Annotated in this window: 16 protein-coding genes; 10 read left to right on the top strand and 6 right to left on the bottom strand. The window is 74.0% G+C overall.

What is annotated here, in order from left to right:
• Positions 1-14: 14 nt before the first annotated feature.
• Positions 15-647: an O-methyltransferase gene (locus tag ACFQQL_RS15075; protein WP_465254065.1), complete on the bottom strand. Its 633-nt coding sequence runs from the start codon at positions 645-647 to the stop codon at positions 15-17.
• A 130-nt stretch (positions 648-777) separates the two neighbouring features.
• On the opposite strand from ACFQQL_RS15075, the gene sigE reads away from it, so the two are divergent.
• From sigE to ACFQQL_RS15055, 4 genes are all read left to right on the top strand, one after another.
• On the top strand, positions 778-1,401 hold the full coding sequence (sigE, locus tag ACFQQL_RS15070) for an RNA polymerase sigma factor SigE (protein ID WP_382395839.1): 624 nt from the start codon (positions 778-780) through the stop codon (positions 1,399-1,401).
• On the top strand, positions 1,398-2,324 hold the full coding sequence (locus ACFQQL_RS15065) for an anti-sigma factor family protein (RefSeq protein WP_382395837.1): 927 nt from the start codon (positions 1,398-1,400) through the stop codon (positions 2,322-2,324). Before sigE ends, ACFQQL_RS15065 begins: the two co-directional genes overlap by 4 nt.
• Positions 2,325-2,352: 28 nt before the next feature.
• Positions 2,353-3,699: a S1C family serine protease gene (locus ACFQQL_RS15060; RefSeq protein WP_382395835.1), complete on the top strand. Its 1,347-nt coding sequence runs from the start codon at positions 2,353-2,355 to the stop codon at positions 3,697-3,699.
• A 64-nt stretch (positions 3,700-3,763) separates the two neighbouring features.
• On the top strand, positions 3,764-4,510 hold the full coding sequence (locus ACFQQL_RS15055) for a twin-arginine translocase TatA/TatE family subunit (RefSeq protein WP_382395833.1): 747 nt from the start codon (positions 3,764-3,766) through the stop codon (positions 4,508-4,510).
• Between the two features lie 3 nt (positions 4,511-4,513).
• Here ACFQQL_RS15055 and ACFQQL_RS15050 read toward each other — a convergent pair whose 3' ends face one another.
• On the bottom strand, positions 4,514-5,383 hold the full coding sequence (locus ACFQQL_RS15050; protein WP_382395831.1) for a helix-turn-helix domain-containing protein: 870 nt from the start codon (positions 5,381-5,383) through the stop codon (positions 4,514-4,516).
• Positions 5,384-5,410: 27 nt separating this feature from the next.
• On the opposite strand from ACFQQL_RS15050, the gene ACFQQL_RS15045 reads away from it, so the two are divergent.
• On the top strand, positions 5,411-5,935 hold the full coding sequence (locus tag ACFQQL_RS15045) for a VOC family protein (protein WP_382395829.1): 525 nt from the start codon (positions 5,411-5,413) through the stop codon (positions 5,933-5,935).
• A gap of 10 nt (positions 5,936-5,945) precedes the next feature.
• Positions 5,946-7,052, top strand: coding sequence for a C45 family autoproteolytic acyltransferase/hydolase (locus ACFQQL_RS15040; protein ID WP_382395827.1), 1,107 nt, complete (start codon positions 5,946-5,948; stop codon positions 7,050-7,052).
• 82 nt (positions 7,053-7,134) lie between these two features.
• Here ACFQQL_RS15040 and ACFQQL_RS15035 read toward each other — a convergent pair whose 3' ends face one another.
• Genes ACFQQL_RS15035 through ACFQQL_RS15025 form a run of 3 tightly spaced genes read right to left on the bottom strand, consistent with a single transcriptional unit; the run spans position 7,135 to position 10,161 of the window.
• The gene (locus tag ACFQQL_RS15035) at positions 7,135-8,265 is read right to left on the bottom strand and encodes a P-loop NTPase (protein ID WP_382395825.1); all 1,131 of its coding nucleotides are present in this window, start codon (positions 8,263-8,265) and stop codon (positions 7,135-7,137) included.
• Entirely contained in the window at positions 8,262-8,867 is a 606-nt protein-coding gene (locus ACFQQL_RS15030) for a DUF1003 domain-containing protein (RefSeq protein ID WP_382395823.1), read from the bottom strand. Before ACFQQL_RS15030 ends, ACFQQL_RS15035 begins: the two co-directional genes overlap by 4 nt.
• Positions 8,860-10,161, bottom strand: a complete 1,302-nt coding sequence (locus tag ACFQQL_RS15025) for a magnesium transporter MgtE N-terminal domain-containing protein (RefSeq protein ID WP_382395821.1) — start codon at positions 10,159-10,161, stop codon at positions 8,860-8,862. The genes ACFQQL_RS15030 and ACFQQL_RS15025 overlap by 8 nt, the downstream gene beginning before the upstream one ends.
• A gap of 173 nt (positions 10,162-10,334) precedes the next feature.
• Here ACFQQL_RS15025 and ACFQQL_RS15020 point away from each other — a divergent pair, with 173 nt between their 5' ends.
• On the top strand, positions 10,335-11,084 hold the full coding sequence (locus ACFQQL_RS15020) for a YflT domain-containing protein (protein WP_382395819.1): 750 nt from the start codon (positions 10,335-10,337) through the stop codon (positions 11,082-11,084).
• Positions 11,081-11,932: a sugar phosphate isomerase/epimerase family protein gene (locus tag ACFQQL_RS15015; RefSeq protein WP_382395817.1), complete on the top strand. Its 852-nt coding sequence runs from the start codon at positions 11,081-11,083 to the stop codon at positions 11,930-11,932. Before ACFQQL_RS15020 ends, ACFQQL_RS15015 begins: the two co-directional genes overlap by 4 nt.
• A 22-nt stretch (positions 11,933-11,954) precedes the next feature.
• Here the strand turns inward: ACFQQL_RS15015 and ACFQQL_RS15010 are convergent, their stop codons facing one another.
• Positions 11,955-13,499 carry an aminopeptidase P family protein gene (locus ACFQQL_RS15010; RefSeq protein WP_382395815.1) on the bottom strand — a complete coding sequence of 515 codons (1,545 nt, stop codon included), beginning with the start codon at positions 13,497-13,499 and terminating at the stop codon, positions 11,955-11,957.
• A 163-nt stretch (positions 13,500-13,662) separates the two neighbouring features.
• On the opposite strand from ACFQQL_RS15010, the gene ACFQQL_RS15005 reads away from it, so the two are divergent.
• Both ACFQQL_RS15005 and ACFQQL_RS15000 read left to right on the top strand, forming a co-directional pair.
• A complete protein-coding gene (locus ACFQQL_RS15005) occupies positions 13,663-14,514 on the top strand; it encodes a PHP domain-containing protein (RefSeq protein WP_382395813.1) in 852 nt (283 codons plus the stop codon).
• Positions 14,511-15,140 carry a MarC family protein gene (locus ACFQQL_RS15000; protein ID WP_382395811.1) on the top strand — a complete coding sequence of 210 codons (630 nt, stop codon included), beginning with the start codon at positions 14,511-14,513 and terminating at the stop codon, positions 15,138-15,140. The genes ACFQQL_RS15005 and ACFQQL_RS15000 overlap by 4 nt, the downstream gene beginning before the upstream one ends.
• Positions 15,141-15,247 lie beyond the last annotated feature (107 nt).

Genomic DNA, 15,247 nt, shown 5'->3' with positions numbered 1-15,247 from the left:
GCCCGGCCGCGGCCTCAGCGGTGGACGGCGAGCAGCAGGCCGTCACCGCTCGGCAGCAGCGTGCTGAGCAGGTTCTCGTCGTCGCGCACCTGCTTGCCCAGCTCGCGGACGGCGACCGTGTCCTCGTCGCGCCGGGCCGGGTCGGCTACGCGGTCGTGCCACAGCGCGCCGTTGACGGCCAGGACCCCGCCCGGCCGCAGCAGCCGGACAGCCAGCGCGAGGTCGTCGACCGCCTCGGCAGGATCGCCGTCGAGCAGCACCAGGTCGTAGACGCCGTCGGCCAGACGCGGCAGGACGTCGAGCGCGCCGCCGCCGATGAGGCGGGTACGGGCCGGCCGCAGCCCTGCCGCGGAGAAGGCCTCCCGGGCGGCACGCTGGTGCTCGGGCTCGATGTCGATGGTGGTCAGCACGCCGTCGGGGACCATCCCGCCGAGCAGCCACAGGCCCGAGACGCCGGTCCCGGTCCCCACCTCCGCGACGGCCTTGGCCCGGATCGCCGAGGCGAGGACCCGCAGCGTGGCACCGACGCCGGCGGAGATCGGCGCGACGCCGAGCTCCTCGGCGCGGGCGCGTGCCTCGGCCATGGCGTCGTCCTCGGGGACGAACTCTTCGGTGTAGGCCCAGGACTGGGCCTTGTCGGCACTGATGGTGGACCTCCCGTGACCGGCACCCGCACGTGTCTTGCCTGGTGATCGTACCGGTGAGCGTCGCGGGCCCGGCCGGAGCCGGCGCTCGTACCCAGGTGACGTCCAGGAACCCTGCGTACCATGGGCGGGGATGAACGCAGGAGGGGACCCGGGCCGGGGTGTCGACGCGCCGCACGCGGACGGCGCGGACCCTGTCGCGCCCGAGCAGCAGCCGGTCTGGGCGCCGCCGTCCTGGGAGGACATAGTCCGGGAGCACTCGCCGCGGGTGTACCGCCTCGCCTACCGGCTGACCGGCAACGTCGCGGACGCCGAGGACCTCACGCAGGAGACGTTCGTCCGGGTCTTCCGCTCACTCCACTCCTACCAGCCCGGCAACTTCGAGGGCTGGCTGCACCGCATCACCACCAACCTGTTCCTCGACATGGCCCGCCGCCGGTCGCGGCTGCGCATGGACCCGCTCGGCGAGGCGGGGGAGCGGCTCCCGGCCGCGCACGACGCCGGTGAGCCGGAGCGCGGGTTCGAGCACGGCAACCTCGACGTCGACGTCCAGGCGGCGCTGGACTCGCTGCCGCCGAAGTACCGTGCCGTCGTGGTCCTGTGCGACATCGAGGGCCTGTCCTACGAGGAGATCGCGGCGACGCTCGGCGTCAAGATGGGCACCGTGCGCTCGCGGATCCACCGGGCGCGCGCCATGCTGCGGGACCAGCTCGAGCACCGCCGCCCCCGCGTCCCTCAGGCGCAGGAGGTCCGATGAGCCACCTGCGCGGCGAGATCAGTGCGCTCGTCGACGGGCAGCTCCCACCCGAGGAGGCGGAGGCCGCGCTCGAGCACGTCGTGGCGTGCGAGGGCTGCGCCCAGCTGCTCGCCGCGGAGCGGGCGTTCCGGCGCCGCCTCGCACAGGCCCGCGACGTGCGGCCCAGCGAGGACCTGACCGACCGGCTCATGCGGCTCGAGGGCATGCCCGTACCCGAGTCGCCGACCGGTCCGCGCGCCCTCGTGGACCGGGTGTGGGGCCCGCTGACCTACGCCTCCGGGCGGCGCCGGATGGTGGCCGGCGGCTCGCTGGTGATGACCGGCGCCTTCGGCATCCTGGGGATCCTGCTCATCGTCGGGGCGCTCTACCAGCGCACCGGTGACCCGGTCATGATGCTCGACGAGGTCTCCGGCCCGTCCCACGGCACCCTGAACGTCATGACGACGGCGGAGCCCGCCGCCGCCGTGGCGCAGCAGAGCGACCGGACCGAGTCGGCGCTGTCCTGGCTGCGCGAGAACGGCTGGGCGGCGCCCGAGGCCCTGCCGTCGGACGCCACGATCAACCTGGTCGGCACGGTGGGCGAGGACGAGGAGGAGGTGCTCGTCGTCGAGTTCACCCGGTTCGGCCGCACCGCGACCCTCCTCGAGCAGCGCGGCGTCCTGGACGTGGAGGAGCTCACCGGTCTGGAGCGGATCGACCTCGGCGCGCACCAGGGGCACCGACTCCCCGGCCCGGGCGACGCCGTGGTGCTCGAGTGCGCCGGGACGACGGTGCTGGTGACGAGCAGCGACGACCCCGAGCTCGTGCGGAGCATCGCGGCGGCGCTGCCCGCCACGGAGCCCGGACCGGGCATGGCCGACCGCCTCGACCAGGGGTGGGACACCGTGGTCGGGTGGACGGACCTCCTCCTGCAGACCCCGTGACCCGCGCAGGTCGCGGCGAGGAGCCAGCATGAGCACGAACACCCCCGGTTACGGGACATCGCCGGATCCCGCACGCAAAGGGCAGGCGCCGGACGAGGGCTGGTCACGGCCGACGGCCTGGCAGGCCGGCCAGCAGTCCGCGCCCACGCCGCCCGCCTACCCCGCGGACACCTCGTGGGGCTACGGCGCCGGCGGCGGGACGGGCCACGACGGCTACCCGGCGTCGTCGTCGCCGATGATGTCCGCGCCCGAACCCGAGCGCGCTCAGGAGACCCCGCCGCGCCCGAGGCGCCGCGGCGTCCCGTTCGGCGTCGTCGTGCTCCTCATGATCGTCTCCCTGCTCGCCGGAACCATCCTCGGCGGCGTCGGCTCGCGGTACCTGCCCGGTGAGGAGCAGGCCGACGCCGTACCCACCACGCTGCCGACGTCCGGCTCCGGCCGGCCGCCTGACTCGGTCGCCGGGATCGCGGAGTCCGTGCTGCCCTCGACCGTCTACATCGAGGCCAGCGGCGGCCAGGACGCGACCTCCGGTACGGGCGTCGTGCTCCGCGAGGACGGCTACCTCGTCACCAACAACCACGTCGTCGCCGCCGCGGCGGAGGACGGGACGATCACGGTCGGCTTCCAGGACGGCAGCGAGGAGGAGGCCGAGGTCGTCGGCCGCACGTCCGACTACGACCTCGCCGTGCTGCGGGTGGACCGCGGCGGGCTGGAGCCCCTCGTGCTGGCCGACTCCGACGGCGTCGTCGTCGGTGACCCGGTGGTCGCCGTCGGGGCGCCACTGGGCCTGGAGGGCACGGTGACGACCGGCATCATCAGCGCGCTGAACCGGCCCGTGACGGCCGGGTCCGGGCAGGCGCCCACCTTCATCAACGCGCTCCAGACCGACGCGGCGATCAACCCGGGCAACTCCGGCGGGCCGCTCGTGGACGGCAACGGCGAGGTCGTCGGGATCAACACCGCGATCGCACAGGCGAGCGGCACCGGCGGCCCGGCGGGCAGCATCGGCCTCGGGTTCGCGATCCCGGCGAACCAGGTCCGCCGGACCACCGAGCAGATCATCGCGACAGGTGAGGCCACCTACCCGATCATCGGAGCCACGCTGGACGCCACGTACGACGGCGAGGGCGTCCAGGTGCTGCAGGGGGACGTCGACGGCAACGAGGCCATCACCGCCGACGGTCCCGCCGACCAGGCCGGCATCCGGCCCGGTGAGGTCATCGTCAGCATCGACGGCCGCCCGGTCACGACGCCCGACGAGCTCATCGTGGCGATCCGTGCGCGGGCCCCGGGCGACGAGATCGTCCTCGGGGTCCGCCGGGGCGGCGCCGTCGAGGACGTCACCGTGACGCTCGGCGAGGAGACCAGCGACTGAGCGGCGGACGGACGATCCGGCCGCGCGGCACCGGGACCTGGCGCCGGCCCGTATCCTGGGCCACGTGTTCGGGATCAACGGTGGTGAGCTGGTGGTGCTCGCCATCCTCGCGTTCCTCCTCATCGGGCCGGAGCGGCTGCCCGAGCTGGCGCAGCAGCTCGCACGGGTGACCCGCGAGGTCAAGCGGATCGCCGTCGGGGCGCGCGAGAAGGTCCGCGAGGAGCTCGGTCCCGAGTTCGACGACCTCGCCGCGCTCGACCCGCGCCAGTACGACCCCCGCCGGATCGTGCGTGAGGCGCTCATGGAGGACGAGCAGCCCAAGCCCCGGCCGAAGCCACGAGCCGCGCGCCGACCGACGCCGCGCTCCACGCCGAGGTCGACGAGCCCCGGCAGCACGACCGAGGCGTCCGGCACCGGCGAGACCGCCGCTGCGACCGCCGCGGGCGCCGGGGCCGCCGCGGCCACCACCACGTCACCGCCGCCGGAGGCGGACGCCCCTCGGGCAGACGCGACCGAGGACGGAACCGGCTCCGGCGCCGCGCCGGCAGAACCGACCGGCTCAGGTCCCGGTCCCGCCCCCGCAGCCGGGACTGCCACGACGGGTGCCCCGCAGGACAGCCAGGTCGGCGACGCCGGCGCCGCGGAGACCCAGACCCGTGCGGCCGCCACGGCCGTCGCCGTCGAGCGGCCCGAGGAGCAGCAGGCCGAGGAGCAGCAGGCCGAGGCCGAGCCCGGCGGCGAGAAGGCGCCCGGCGGCGAGACGGTGCCCGCCGAGCTGTACACCGTCCCGTACGACGACGAGGCAACGTAAGGCCTACGGCGCCCGGCCGGTCCGGTAGCGCGACGGCGGCACCCCGATGACCGTGGTGAAGGCGCGCGTGAAGTGTGCCTGGTCGGCGAACCCGAGGGACGCCGCCAGGGCGGCGAGATCCTCGCCCTGGCCGCTGTCGATGGCGCGGGCGGCGTCCTGCAGCCGGTACCGGCGCAGGACCCACGTGGGGGACACCCCCACGTAGCGCCTGAACAGCCGCTGCAGCGTCCGCGGCGAGACGTTCACGGCCGCGGCGACCGGAGCGAGTGTGACCTGCTCCCGCGCCCGCATGAGCTCGACGGCGGTGCGTACCGTGGCGTAGTCCCGATCCTCCGCCACCCGCTGGGCCCGCGGGAGGAGCCGGTCGGCGACGTAGTCGACGAGGATCCGCTGCCGGACCTGCTCCGCGGGCTCGGCGAGGACGGCGTCCCGGACCTCGCGGACGTCCGCGCCGAAGAGGTCGGAGGCGCCGACCACGCGGCCGGTCAGGTCACCGATGCCCGTCTCGAGCAGGGCGGCCAGCCCGCCGGGACGGAACGCGAGCCCGGCGACGCGCCCCGCGACGGGCAGGTCGACCGTGAAGACCTCGGTGACCACGCCGTGCACCAGCGCCGACGGCATCGGGTGCCCGTGCATCGCTCCCTCGGCGTCCTCCACCGTCAGGTGCGCGACCGGGTCGCCGAGCACCTGGGCGCGGTAGGGCGTCACCCGCTCACAGCGCCAGACGACCGACCAGTAGTGGTCCACCACGAGCGCCGCGGGGCCGGTCACGGCCGCCCGGTCGGCGCGGTAGACGTCGGCGCCCTGCGCAGGCCACAGCACGCCCGCCGGACGACGTACCGCCCGAGGCTGTCGCGAATGTGCAAGCCCCACACCCGGAGCGTAGAGAGCCTGGGGGACATGAACGAGACACAGCAGCACGAGACACCGCACGCGACCGCCACCCGCTACCGCCCGCAGGGCTTCACCAGCCTCACGCCGCTGATCGTCGTCGAGCCCGCCCGCGAGGCGATCACCTTCTACCAGCAGGTCTTCGGTGCCACGCCCACCACGAGGATGGACGGGCCGGACGGCCGCGTCTGGCACTGCGAGCTGGACTTCGGGACCGGACGCCTGCAGCTCATGGACCCGAACCCGCAGTTCCATGTGGTCGCGTCGGACCCGGCGACGGACGAGGTCAGCTCCTCGATCGCGGTCTACCTGGCCGACGTCGACGCCGTCACCGAGCGGGCGCGGGCGCTCGGCGCCCGGATCCGTGAGGAACCGGCGGACTTCGAGGTCACCGGTGACCGGTACTCCTCGATCCAGGACCCGTTCGGGCGCCGCTGGACGGTGATGAGCCGGACCGTCAACCGCTCCGACGCCCAGATCCAGCGGGCGCTCGACCAGTGGCGGGACTCCATGGGGCAAGACGCGGCGCGGTAGCGTCGACCGGGTGAAGGTGCACACCTGGTCCACCGACGAGGTCGACCCGGGCCGGCACGGCGAGGCCTACGGCGCCCGCTGGGCGCAGCAGCTCGTCGGCGCCACCCGCGAGTACCACGACCTGTTCGCCGCCCACGGGCTGGCGCCGACGCGGGTGCGGGAGCTCGCCGAGGCCTCGGCCGTCGACGTCGCCCGCCACGCACCCGGCGTCGCGGCCGAGCTCGACGGCGTGGCGCGGGGGAGCGGGCTGGAGCCCTGGTGGGTCGCCGCGCTCAACGCCCGCACCGAGATCCTCGCCGTGGCACGCGCCGGGGCCACGGAGTGCTCGACCGCGGTGCACGTCCCGCACGACGACGGGACGTCTGCGGGCCGCGCTCCCCGGACGCTCCAGACGTGGGACTGGAACGTCGGGGTCGGCCGGGAGGGGGTGGTGCGCACGTTCCGGACGTCCGACGGGACACGGCTCGCCGTGTTCGGCGAGCCTGGGCAGGCGGCCAAGATCGGGGTGAGCAGCCGCGGCGTCGGCGTGCACCTGAACATCCTCAACCACGCCTCGGACGGGGCCGGCGGCGGGGTGCCGGTGCACGTGGTGGCCCGGATGATCCTCGAGCAGGCGGAGGACCTCGGGCACGCCGTGCGCATCGCCCGATCGGTGCCGGTCAGCGCCTCCACCGTCCTGACCGTCGCGACCGCCGAGCCCGCCGCCGCGTGCGTCGAGATCTCCCCGGCGGGCGTCGGCGTGGTGACGGCCGTGCCCGGCGAGACGCTGGTGCACGCCAACCACTTCCTCGACCCCGACCTCGCCCGCGGCGAGGCCGTGGCGGCGGACAGCACCACCTACCGGCGGATGGAATGCCTCCGGGAGCACGCCGGGCTGGTCGCGATCGCCGATCCGCTCGAGCGTGCGCTCGCCCTCGGAGCGGTGCCGGACGCGCCGGTCTCCGTGCGGCCGGACCCGACCCTGCCCCGCCACCGGAGGTCGGAGACGAAGCTGACGATCGCGCTCGACGTCGCACGTCACGCCGTCGAGTACCACCCCGGCGCGCCGGCCGACGTCACCGCCGAGGGCTGGCACCGCGTCGCGGCGCCGGTCGGAGCGGCCGCGACGAGCCGCTGACGCGGCACGGCAACGCCACCGGTCGGTTCCCGGCCACCAGGGGCCGGCACCCTCACCGGATGCCGGTGCGGGTACGCCGGGCTCAGCCGACGGGGCTGATGCCCAGGGACCGGCCCGCCAGTCCGCGCGAGCGGTGCGAGAGCGAGCGGGAGAGGGACTCCAGCGCCTGCTTGGCGGGGGTGTCCTCGTCGCGCAGGACGAGCGGGGTGCCCGTGTCGCTCGCCTCGCGCAGCACCTGCTCGATCGGGACCTGCGCCAGCAGCGGCACCTCGTAGCCCAGACCCTTGCTCAGCTCGGCCGAGACCCGCTCGCCGCCGCCGGAGCCGAACAGCTCCACGCGGGACCCGTCCGGCTGGGCCAGCCACGACATGTTCTCCACGACGCCGACCACCCGCTGGTTCGTCTGCTCGGCGATGATGCCCGCGCGCTGGGCCACCTCGGCGGCGGCGACCTGCGGGGTGGTGACCACGAGGATCTCGGAGTTCGGCAGCATCTGGGCGACCGAGATGGCGATGTCGCCGGTGCCCGGGGGCAGGTCGAGCAGCAGCACGTCCAGGTCACCCCAGAAGACGTCCGAGAGGAACTGCTGCAGGGCACGGTGCAGCATGGGGCCGCGCCAGACCACCGGGCGGCCGTCCTGGGTGAACATGCCGATCGAGATGACCTTCACGTCCTTGGCCACCGGCGGCATGATCATGTCGTCGACCTTGGTCGGCGGCAGCTCCACACCCAGCATGCGCGGGATGGAGAAGCCGTAGATGTCGGCGTCGACCACGCCGACCTTCATCCCGTCCGCCGCCATCGCGGCCGCCAGGTTCGCCGTGACGGAGGACTTGCCGACACCGCCCTTGCCGGAGGTGACGGCGTAGATCCGGGTCAACGAGCCCGGCTTGGTGAACGGGATCTCCGGCTCGCCCATGCCGCCGCGCAGCATGGACCGCAGCTCCTTGCGCTGCTCCTCGGTCATGACGCCCATCTCGACGTGCACCTCGGAGACGCCGTCGAGCGCGCCGACGACGTCGGTCACGTCCTTGGTGATGGTGTCCTTCAGGGGGCAGCCCGCCGTCGTCAGGTCGACGCCGACCACCACCCGGCCGCCGGGTTCGATCTCGACCGACCGCACCATCTTCAGCTCCGTGATCGGGCGGCGGATCTCGGGGTCGATGACGTTGACCAGCTCGGCCTGCACGGCCTCGACGGTGGGAGCGCTCATGCCCCCATCGTAGGTGGCGAACCGGCATCGTCGCGGGGCGGCCTCGCGTCCCCGCCGTCGTCGCGGGAACCTTCGCCCTGGTGGTCCCGGGTCATCTGCGCGATCTCCAGCTCGAGCTCCCGGATGCGCTGCTCACGCTCCTCGACGAGGTCCTCGAGCAGGCCGCGGAGCTCGGAGCGGACGAAGTCGCGGGTCGCGACCTCGCCGAGGGCCAGCCGCACGGACGCCATCTCCCGGGCGAGGTACTCGGTGTCGGCCAGGTTGCGCTCGGCGCGCTGCCGGTCCTGCTCGGCGCTGACGCGGTCCCGGTCGTCCTGCCGGTTCTGCGCCAGCAGGATCAGCGGGGCGGCGTAGGAGGCCTGCAGGGAGAGCATGAGGGTCAGCGCGATGAACCCGAGGTCGGCGGTGTCGAACCGCAGCTGCTCCGGCGCCAGGGTGTTCCACAGCATCCACGTCACGCAGAAGACGGTGAGGTAGAAGAGGAAGCGCGGGGTGCCGATGAACCGGGCGATGGCCTCGGAGACACGGCCGAAGAACTCGGGGTCCACGCGCGGTCGGCGGAACCGTCCCCCCTCGGACGGGGTGTCGAGCCGCTCAGCCATGCGCCGTCCTCGTCATCGCCTCGTCGGTGACCTCCTCGTCGGCCCCCCGCCAGTCGTCCGGGAGGAGGTTGTCCAGGACGTCGTCCACCGACACGGCGCCGAGGAGGCGCCGGTCCTCGTCCACGACCGGCAGCGCGGTGAGGTTGTAGGTCGCGAGCAGCCGCGTCGCCTTGCCGATGTCGTCCTCGGCCAGCAGCTGCTCGATGTCCTTGTCCAGGATGGCGCCGATGAGCTCGTGCGGCGGCTCGCGCAGCGCGCGCTGCAGGTGGACGACGCCGAGCAGCCGCCCGGTCGGGGTCTCCAGCGGTGGCCGCACGACGAAGATCATGGCCGCCAGCGCCGGCGTGACGTCCTCCTTGCGGGCGTGCGCGAGCGCCGTCGCGACGGTGGCCTCCGGCGGGAGGATCAGTGGCTCGGTGGTCATCAGGCCGCCGGCCGTGTACTGCTCGTACTCCAGGAGCCGGCGGACGTCCTCCGCCTCGTCCGGCTCCATCCGCTCCAGCAGCTCGGCGGCCTTGGCCTCCGGCAGCTCGCCGATCAGGTCTGCCGCGTCGTCGGGCTCCATGGCGTCGAGCACGTCGGCGGCCCGCTCGGCGTCGAGCGCGGAGACGATGGCGACGCGGTCGTCCTCCCCGAGCTCCTCGAGCACGTCCGCGAGCCGCTCGTCCGGCAGGCTGGCGGCCACCTCCAGGCGCCGGGCGTCCGGCAGGTCGTGCAGGACGTCGGCGAGGTCGGCCGGCTTGAGGTCCTCGAGCGTGGCGAGCAGCGACGTCGCCCCCTGCTGGGCGGCCGTGCGGGCGAGGCCGGTGACGTCCTGGATGTCGACGACGACGCCCTCGCCGCGCCGGCGCCCCATGAGGCCGCCGCGCCCGCCGCGGCGCACGAAGACCTTCGTGAGGTCCCAGTCGCGATTGCGCTGCAGCTCCATCGCGACGTCCTTGACCGTGCCGGTGCCCGACCCGTCGCGGAAGGTGACCTGGCGGTCGAGCAGCTCGGCGACCACCAGCGTCTCCGTCGCACGCTGCTCGAACCGGCGGATGTTCAGCAGGCCGGTGGTGATGACGGCGCCGGGATCGATGCTCGTCACCCGGGTGAGGGGGACGAACACCCGCCGCTTGCCGGTCACCTCGACCACGAGCCCGACCACGCGGGGAGCGCCCTTGAGCCGCATCACGACGACGATGTCGTGGACGCGTCCGACCTGGTCACCCAACGGGTCGAAGACGGGCGTGCCCTTGAGCCGCGCGAGGTACACGCGGCTGGTCGTCGCGGCGCGGGGCGTGGGCTGACTCACCAGGCCAGGGTAGCCACGTGCGACCTGCTCGGCCGCGGGTCTGGCGGTACCCGCGGCTGCGCGGCCGCGCGGATGTGCGGCACGCGTGCGACCTGCGGCCCGTCTGCCCAGGTGACGAGCGGCACGTCCGCCACTGGTTGGCACGGGGCCCTGCCGCAGAGGAAGATCGAGGCATGTCCCTGAGCGGCAAGGCACCCGGCGCCTCGGTCCCGACCATGCCCACCGGCGTGGAGGTGGCGTCCTACTCCACCTACCTCGAGGCGCAGAAGGCCGTCGACTACCTCTCCGACAAGGCCTTCCCCGTCCAGAAGGTCACGATCGTCGGCACCGACCTGAGGCTCGTCGAGCGGATCACCGGACGCCTGACGTACGCGCGCGTGGCCGGCGCCGGTGCCATGAGCGGCGCCTGGTTCGGCCTGCTGATCTCGCTGCTGCTGCTCCTGTTCACGCCGTCGGGACAGCAGTTCCCGATCCTCGCCGGAGTGCTCATGGGTGCCGCGTTCGGCATCCTCGCCGGCGTGGTCTCGTACGCCCTGACCGGGGGCCGTCGCGACTTCACCTCCGCGAGCCAGGTGGTGGCCTCGCGGTACGCCGTCCTCTGCGAGCCCGAGGAGGCCTCCCGGGCGGGTGAGGTCCTCACCGAGGGCGGCTTCGCCGGGCGGGTGCGCCCCAGCGCGGGCCAGCCGTCGACGCCGCAGCAGCCGAACGCGCCGCAGCAGCCGTCCTTCGCGACGCCGCCCGAGCAGCCGGGCGGAAGCCCGACCGCCGGGGCGGGCTCGCCGACGCAGGCGCCCGAGCAGCGCGAGCGGCCGCGGTACGGACTGCGGCTGGAGGACGTCCAGGGCCAGCAGGGACATCACGGCCAGCGGGACCAGGGAGGCGACCGTGACGGCGCCTCGGGCGAGGCCGGCAGCCGCGGATGACGCGGTCGATCCCGGTCGGGCTGTCCACCTCGTCGGTCTACCCGGGCAGCGTGGGCGAGACCTTCGCGCTGGCACAGGACCTGGGGTACGACGGCGTCGAGGTCATGGTGCTGCGCGACCCCGAGAGCCAGGACGCGGGCCGGCTGCGTCAGCTCTCCGAGGACCACGGTCTGCCGGTGCTGGCGATCCACGCGCCGACGCTGCTGCTGACGCAGGGCGTCTGGGGCAACGACCCGTGGGACAAGATCGACCGCGCGACGGAGCTCGCGCACGACGTCGGCGCGCACGTGGTGGTCCTCCACCCCCCGTTCCGGTGGCAGCGCAACTACGCCGAGCACTTCGTCGGCGCGATCGCCGAACGGGAACGTCTCGACGGCATGCGCCTCGCGGTGGAGAACATGTTCCCGTGGCGGGCCCGGACCCGGAAGCGGGAGCGCACGATGCAGGCCTACCTGCCCGGGTGGGACCCGCTCGAGCACGACTACCGGTCGGTGACCCTCGACCTGTCGCACACCGCGACCGCAGGCCTCGACCGGGACGCGGCCCTGGCGATGGCGGACGAGCTCGGCGACCGGTTGGCGCACCTCCACCTGGCCGACGGCACGTCGAGCTTCATGGACGAGCACCTGATCCCCGGTGCCGGTGACCAGCCCTGCGCCGAGGTGCTGCAGATGCTGGGCAGCCAGGCCTACGCCGGTTCGGTGGTCGTGGAGGTCAACACCCGGAAGATGTCCGCCGTCGGGCGGCGCTCCGCGCTCGCCGACTCGCTGCACTTCGCCCGCGAGCACCTGCAGGCCGGGCTGCGCACCCGCTCCCGTCAGCTGGTCGAGGTCCCCGAGGAGTCCTAGCCTCGCCGGGTCGGGAGTCGGGTCAGCCCCGCAGGCGTGCCATCCAGGCCTCGATGTCCTCGGGGGTGCGCGGGAGGCCGGCGGAGAGGTTCTCCACCGAGCCGTCCTCGCGCACGAGCACGTCGTCCTCGATCCGCACGCCGATGCCGCGCAGCTCCTCCGGGACCTTCAGGTCGTCCGCCCGGAAGTACAGGCCCGGCTCGATCGTGAAGACCATGCCGGGCTGCAGCTCGGCATCGAGGTACATCTCGCGCCGGGCCTGCGCGCAGTCGTGCACGTCGAGCCCCAGGTGGTGGCTGGTGCCGTGCACCATCCACCGCCGGTGGTACTGGCCCTCGGCGTCCAGCGACTCCTCCGCCGAACCGGGCAGCATGCCCCACTCGGCGAGCCGCCGCGCGATGACCTTCATGGCGGCGGCGTGCACCTCCCGGAACCGCGTCCCCGGCCGTCCGGCACGGGCGAACGCGGCGTCGGCGGCCTCCAGCACGGCCGAGTACACCTGGCGCTGGGCGGGCGTGAAGACGCCGTCGACCGGGATGGTGCGCGTCACGTCCGCGGTGTAGAGGGAGTCGACCTCGACGCCGGCGTCGATCAGCACCAGGTCCCCCCGCCGGACCTCGCCGTCGTTGCCGATCCAGTGCAACGTGTTCGCGTGGTTGCCTGCCGCGGCGATCGTGTCGTACCCGATGCCGTTGCCGTCCTCGCGGGCGCGGGACCCGAAGGCCCCCTCGATCACGCGCTCGCCCCGAGGGTGCTCCACCGCCCGGGGCAGGGAGCGGACGATGTCCTCGAACCCGCGGGCCGTTGCCGCCACCGCCGCACGCAGCTGCTCGATCTCGTAGGGGTCCTTCCGCAGCCGGAGCTCCGAGAGTGCCTCGGCGAGGCCTGCGTCCGCCTCGGCGGCGCCCTCGGTCAGCTGCGCGGCCGACCGGACCTGGGCGACCTGCGCCTCGACGGCGGAGTCCGACTGGGGCACGACGCGCAGCTGCACCTGGCCGGCGCCGGCGTCCTTGGCCAGGGCGTCCCCGAGGTTCTCGATGTGCTCGGTGCGCAGGCCGGTCTGCGCGGCGACCTCCTCGAGCGACGGCCGCTCGCCCACCCACAGCTCCCCGTAGCGGGCGTCGGCGTAGAACTCCTCGGTGTCCTTCCCGGCCCGCGGCCGGAAGTACAGGACGGCCTCGTGGGTCGGCCCGTCCTCCCCGTGGCCCTCGCCGCCGGCCGCCACCGGGTGCAGCACGAGGACGGCGTCGGGCTCGAAGTCGGTCCCGGTGCCTGTCAGGTGCGCGAACGCCGAGTGCGGGCGGAACCGGTAGTCGGTGTCGTTGCTCCGGGTGACGAGCTGTCCGGCCGGGACGACCAGGCGCTCGCCGGGGAACAGGCGCCCGACGGCCGCCCGCCGCTCGGCGGCGTGGTCTGCGGCGGGCGAACGGTCCGGCAGCGCGTCGGGCCGCGGTGCCCAGCCGTCCGCGATGAACTCCCGGAACGCTCGGCTCGAGGGGCGTTGGGACCGGTTGTTCACCCGGTCCTCGAGGGGCTGGTCGTGGGTCGTGGCCTGCGGGTCCGTCATGTGCTCATCCTCGCACCGCCGCAGGCACCTCGAGACAACGCCGTCGCCGGGCGGACGGGGCTTCCCGGCCCGTGCCGAGCCGCCGAGGTCACGCCCGCGCCGAGTCGTCAACGTCACGCCGCGACCCCGTCTCGGCCGGCGGCGCGAACCGTACGCTGAGCCTGTGCCGGGCCCTCGCATCGATCTCCACACCCACTCCGACGCATCCGACGGCACCGACGCCCCGGCCGAGCTGCTGCGGGCGGCCGGCCGCGCCGGCCTGGCGGCGGTCGGGCTGACCGACCACGACACGGTGCGGGGCTGGGAGGCGGCGTCCGCCGTCGTGCCCGAGACAGGGGTTGCACTGGTGCGGGGCGCGGAGATCTCCTGCCGCGCGGACGGTGTCTCGGTCCATCTGCTGAGCTACCTGCACGACCCGGCGGAGCCGGCGCTGCTGGAGGAGCTGGAGCGCTCGCGGCACGCCCGGCTCGGCAGGGCCGAGACGATGGTCGAGCGCCTCGCCGGGGACTACCCGATCACCTGGGAGTCGGTACGCGCGCAGGCCACCGACGAGGCCACGATCGGCCGGCCGCACATCGCCGACGCGCTCGTCGAGGCGGGCGTCGTCGCCGACCGCACGGAGGCCTTCCGGACGATCCTCGCCGCCTCCGGGCCGTACTACGTGCGCTACCGCGCGCCGGACGCCGTCGAGATGGTGGCGAGGATCCGCGCGGCCGGCGGGGTGCCCGTGCTGGCGCACCCGCGGGCCGCCAGCCGCGGCCGCGTGGTCACCGAGGCCACGATCGCGTCGATGGTCGACGCCGGGCTGTTCGGGCTCGAGATCGACCACCGCGACCACACGGACGCCGCCGTGGCTGAGCTCGCGACGCTCGCACGACGGCTGGGCCTGGAACGCACGGGAGCCAGCGACTACCACGGCACGGGCAAGCACAACCGGTTGGGGGAGCACCTCACGGCCGCCGAGGTGCTCGAGCGGCTCGAGGACGAGGGCCGCCTCCCGGTGGTGCGTCCATGAGCGGCGTCGTGGACCTGAGCCTGCTGGCGACGACGTTCTTCACGCTCTTCGTCATCATGGACCCGCTCGGCACGGTCCCGGTGTTCCTCGCGCTGACCTCGCGCATGACGGCGGCGCAGCGGCGCCGCGCCGCGCTGCAGGCCACCGCCGTCGCCTTCGGCGTCATCCTCGTCTTCTCCGTGTTCGGGCAGTACATCCTGAACTTCCTGCAGATCTCGCTGCCGGCCCTGCAGCTGTCCGGCGGGCTGCTCCTGCTCCTCGTGGCCATGGAGCTGCTCATGGGGTGGGGCAAGCAGCCCGAGCCGGCGGAGGGCGGCGCACCCGTGAACGTCGCGCTCGTCCCGCTGGGCACGCCGCTGCTCGCCGGACCGGGCGCGATCGTCGCGGCGATGCTCGCGGTCCAGGACGGGGGCGGCGACGTCGCGGGCTGGGTGGCGATCGGCGTCGCCCTCGTGGCCGTGCACGTGTGCCTGTGGCTCGCCATGCGGTTCTCCGTGGTGCTCCACCGCGTCCTCGGTGACAGCGGCACCACGCTGGTCACCAGGCTCGCCGGTCTGCTGCTGGCCGCCATTGCGGTCCAGCTCATGGCCGACGCCGTGTTCGCGTTCGTCGAGCAGGGTGCATGAGGCGACCGGGGCCCGTTATCAGGTGCCGCAACGTCGCTGCCCGCTCGCCTGGAACATACGTCTCGTTGTTCAAGACCTTGTTTCCAGGCGAGCACGTCGAGCAGGCG

The sequence above is a fragment of the Georgenia alba genome, from assembly GCF_042665525.1.
Classification (GTDB): domain Bacteria; phylum Actinomycetota; class Actinomycetes; order Actinomycetales; family Actinomycetaceae; genus Allobogoriella; species Allobogoriella alba.
Note: the sequence above shows the minus strand (reverse complement) of the source record. Positions and strands in the feature narration are given on the sequence as shown.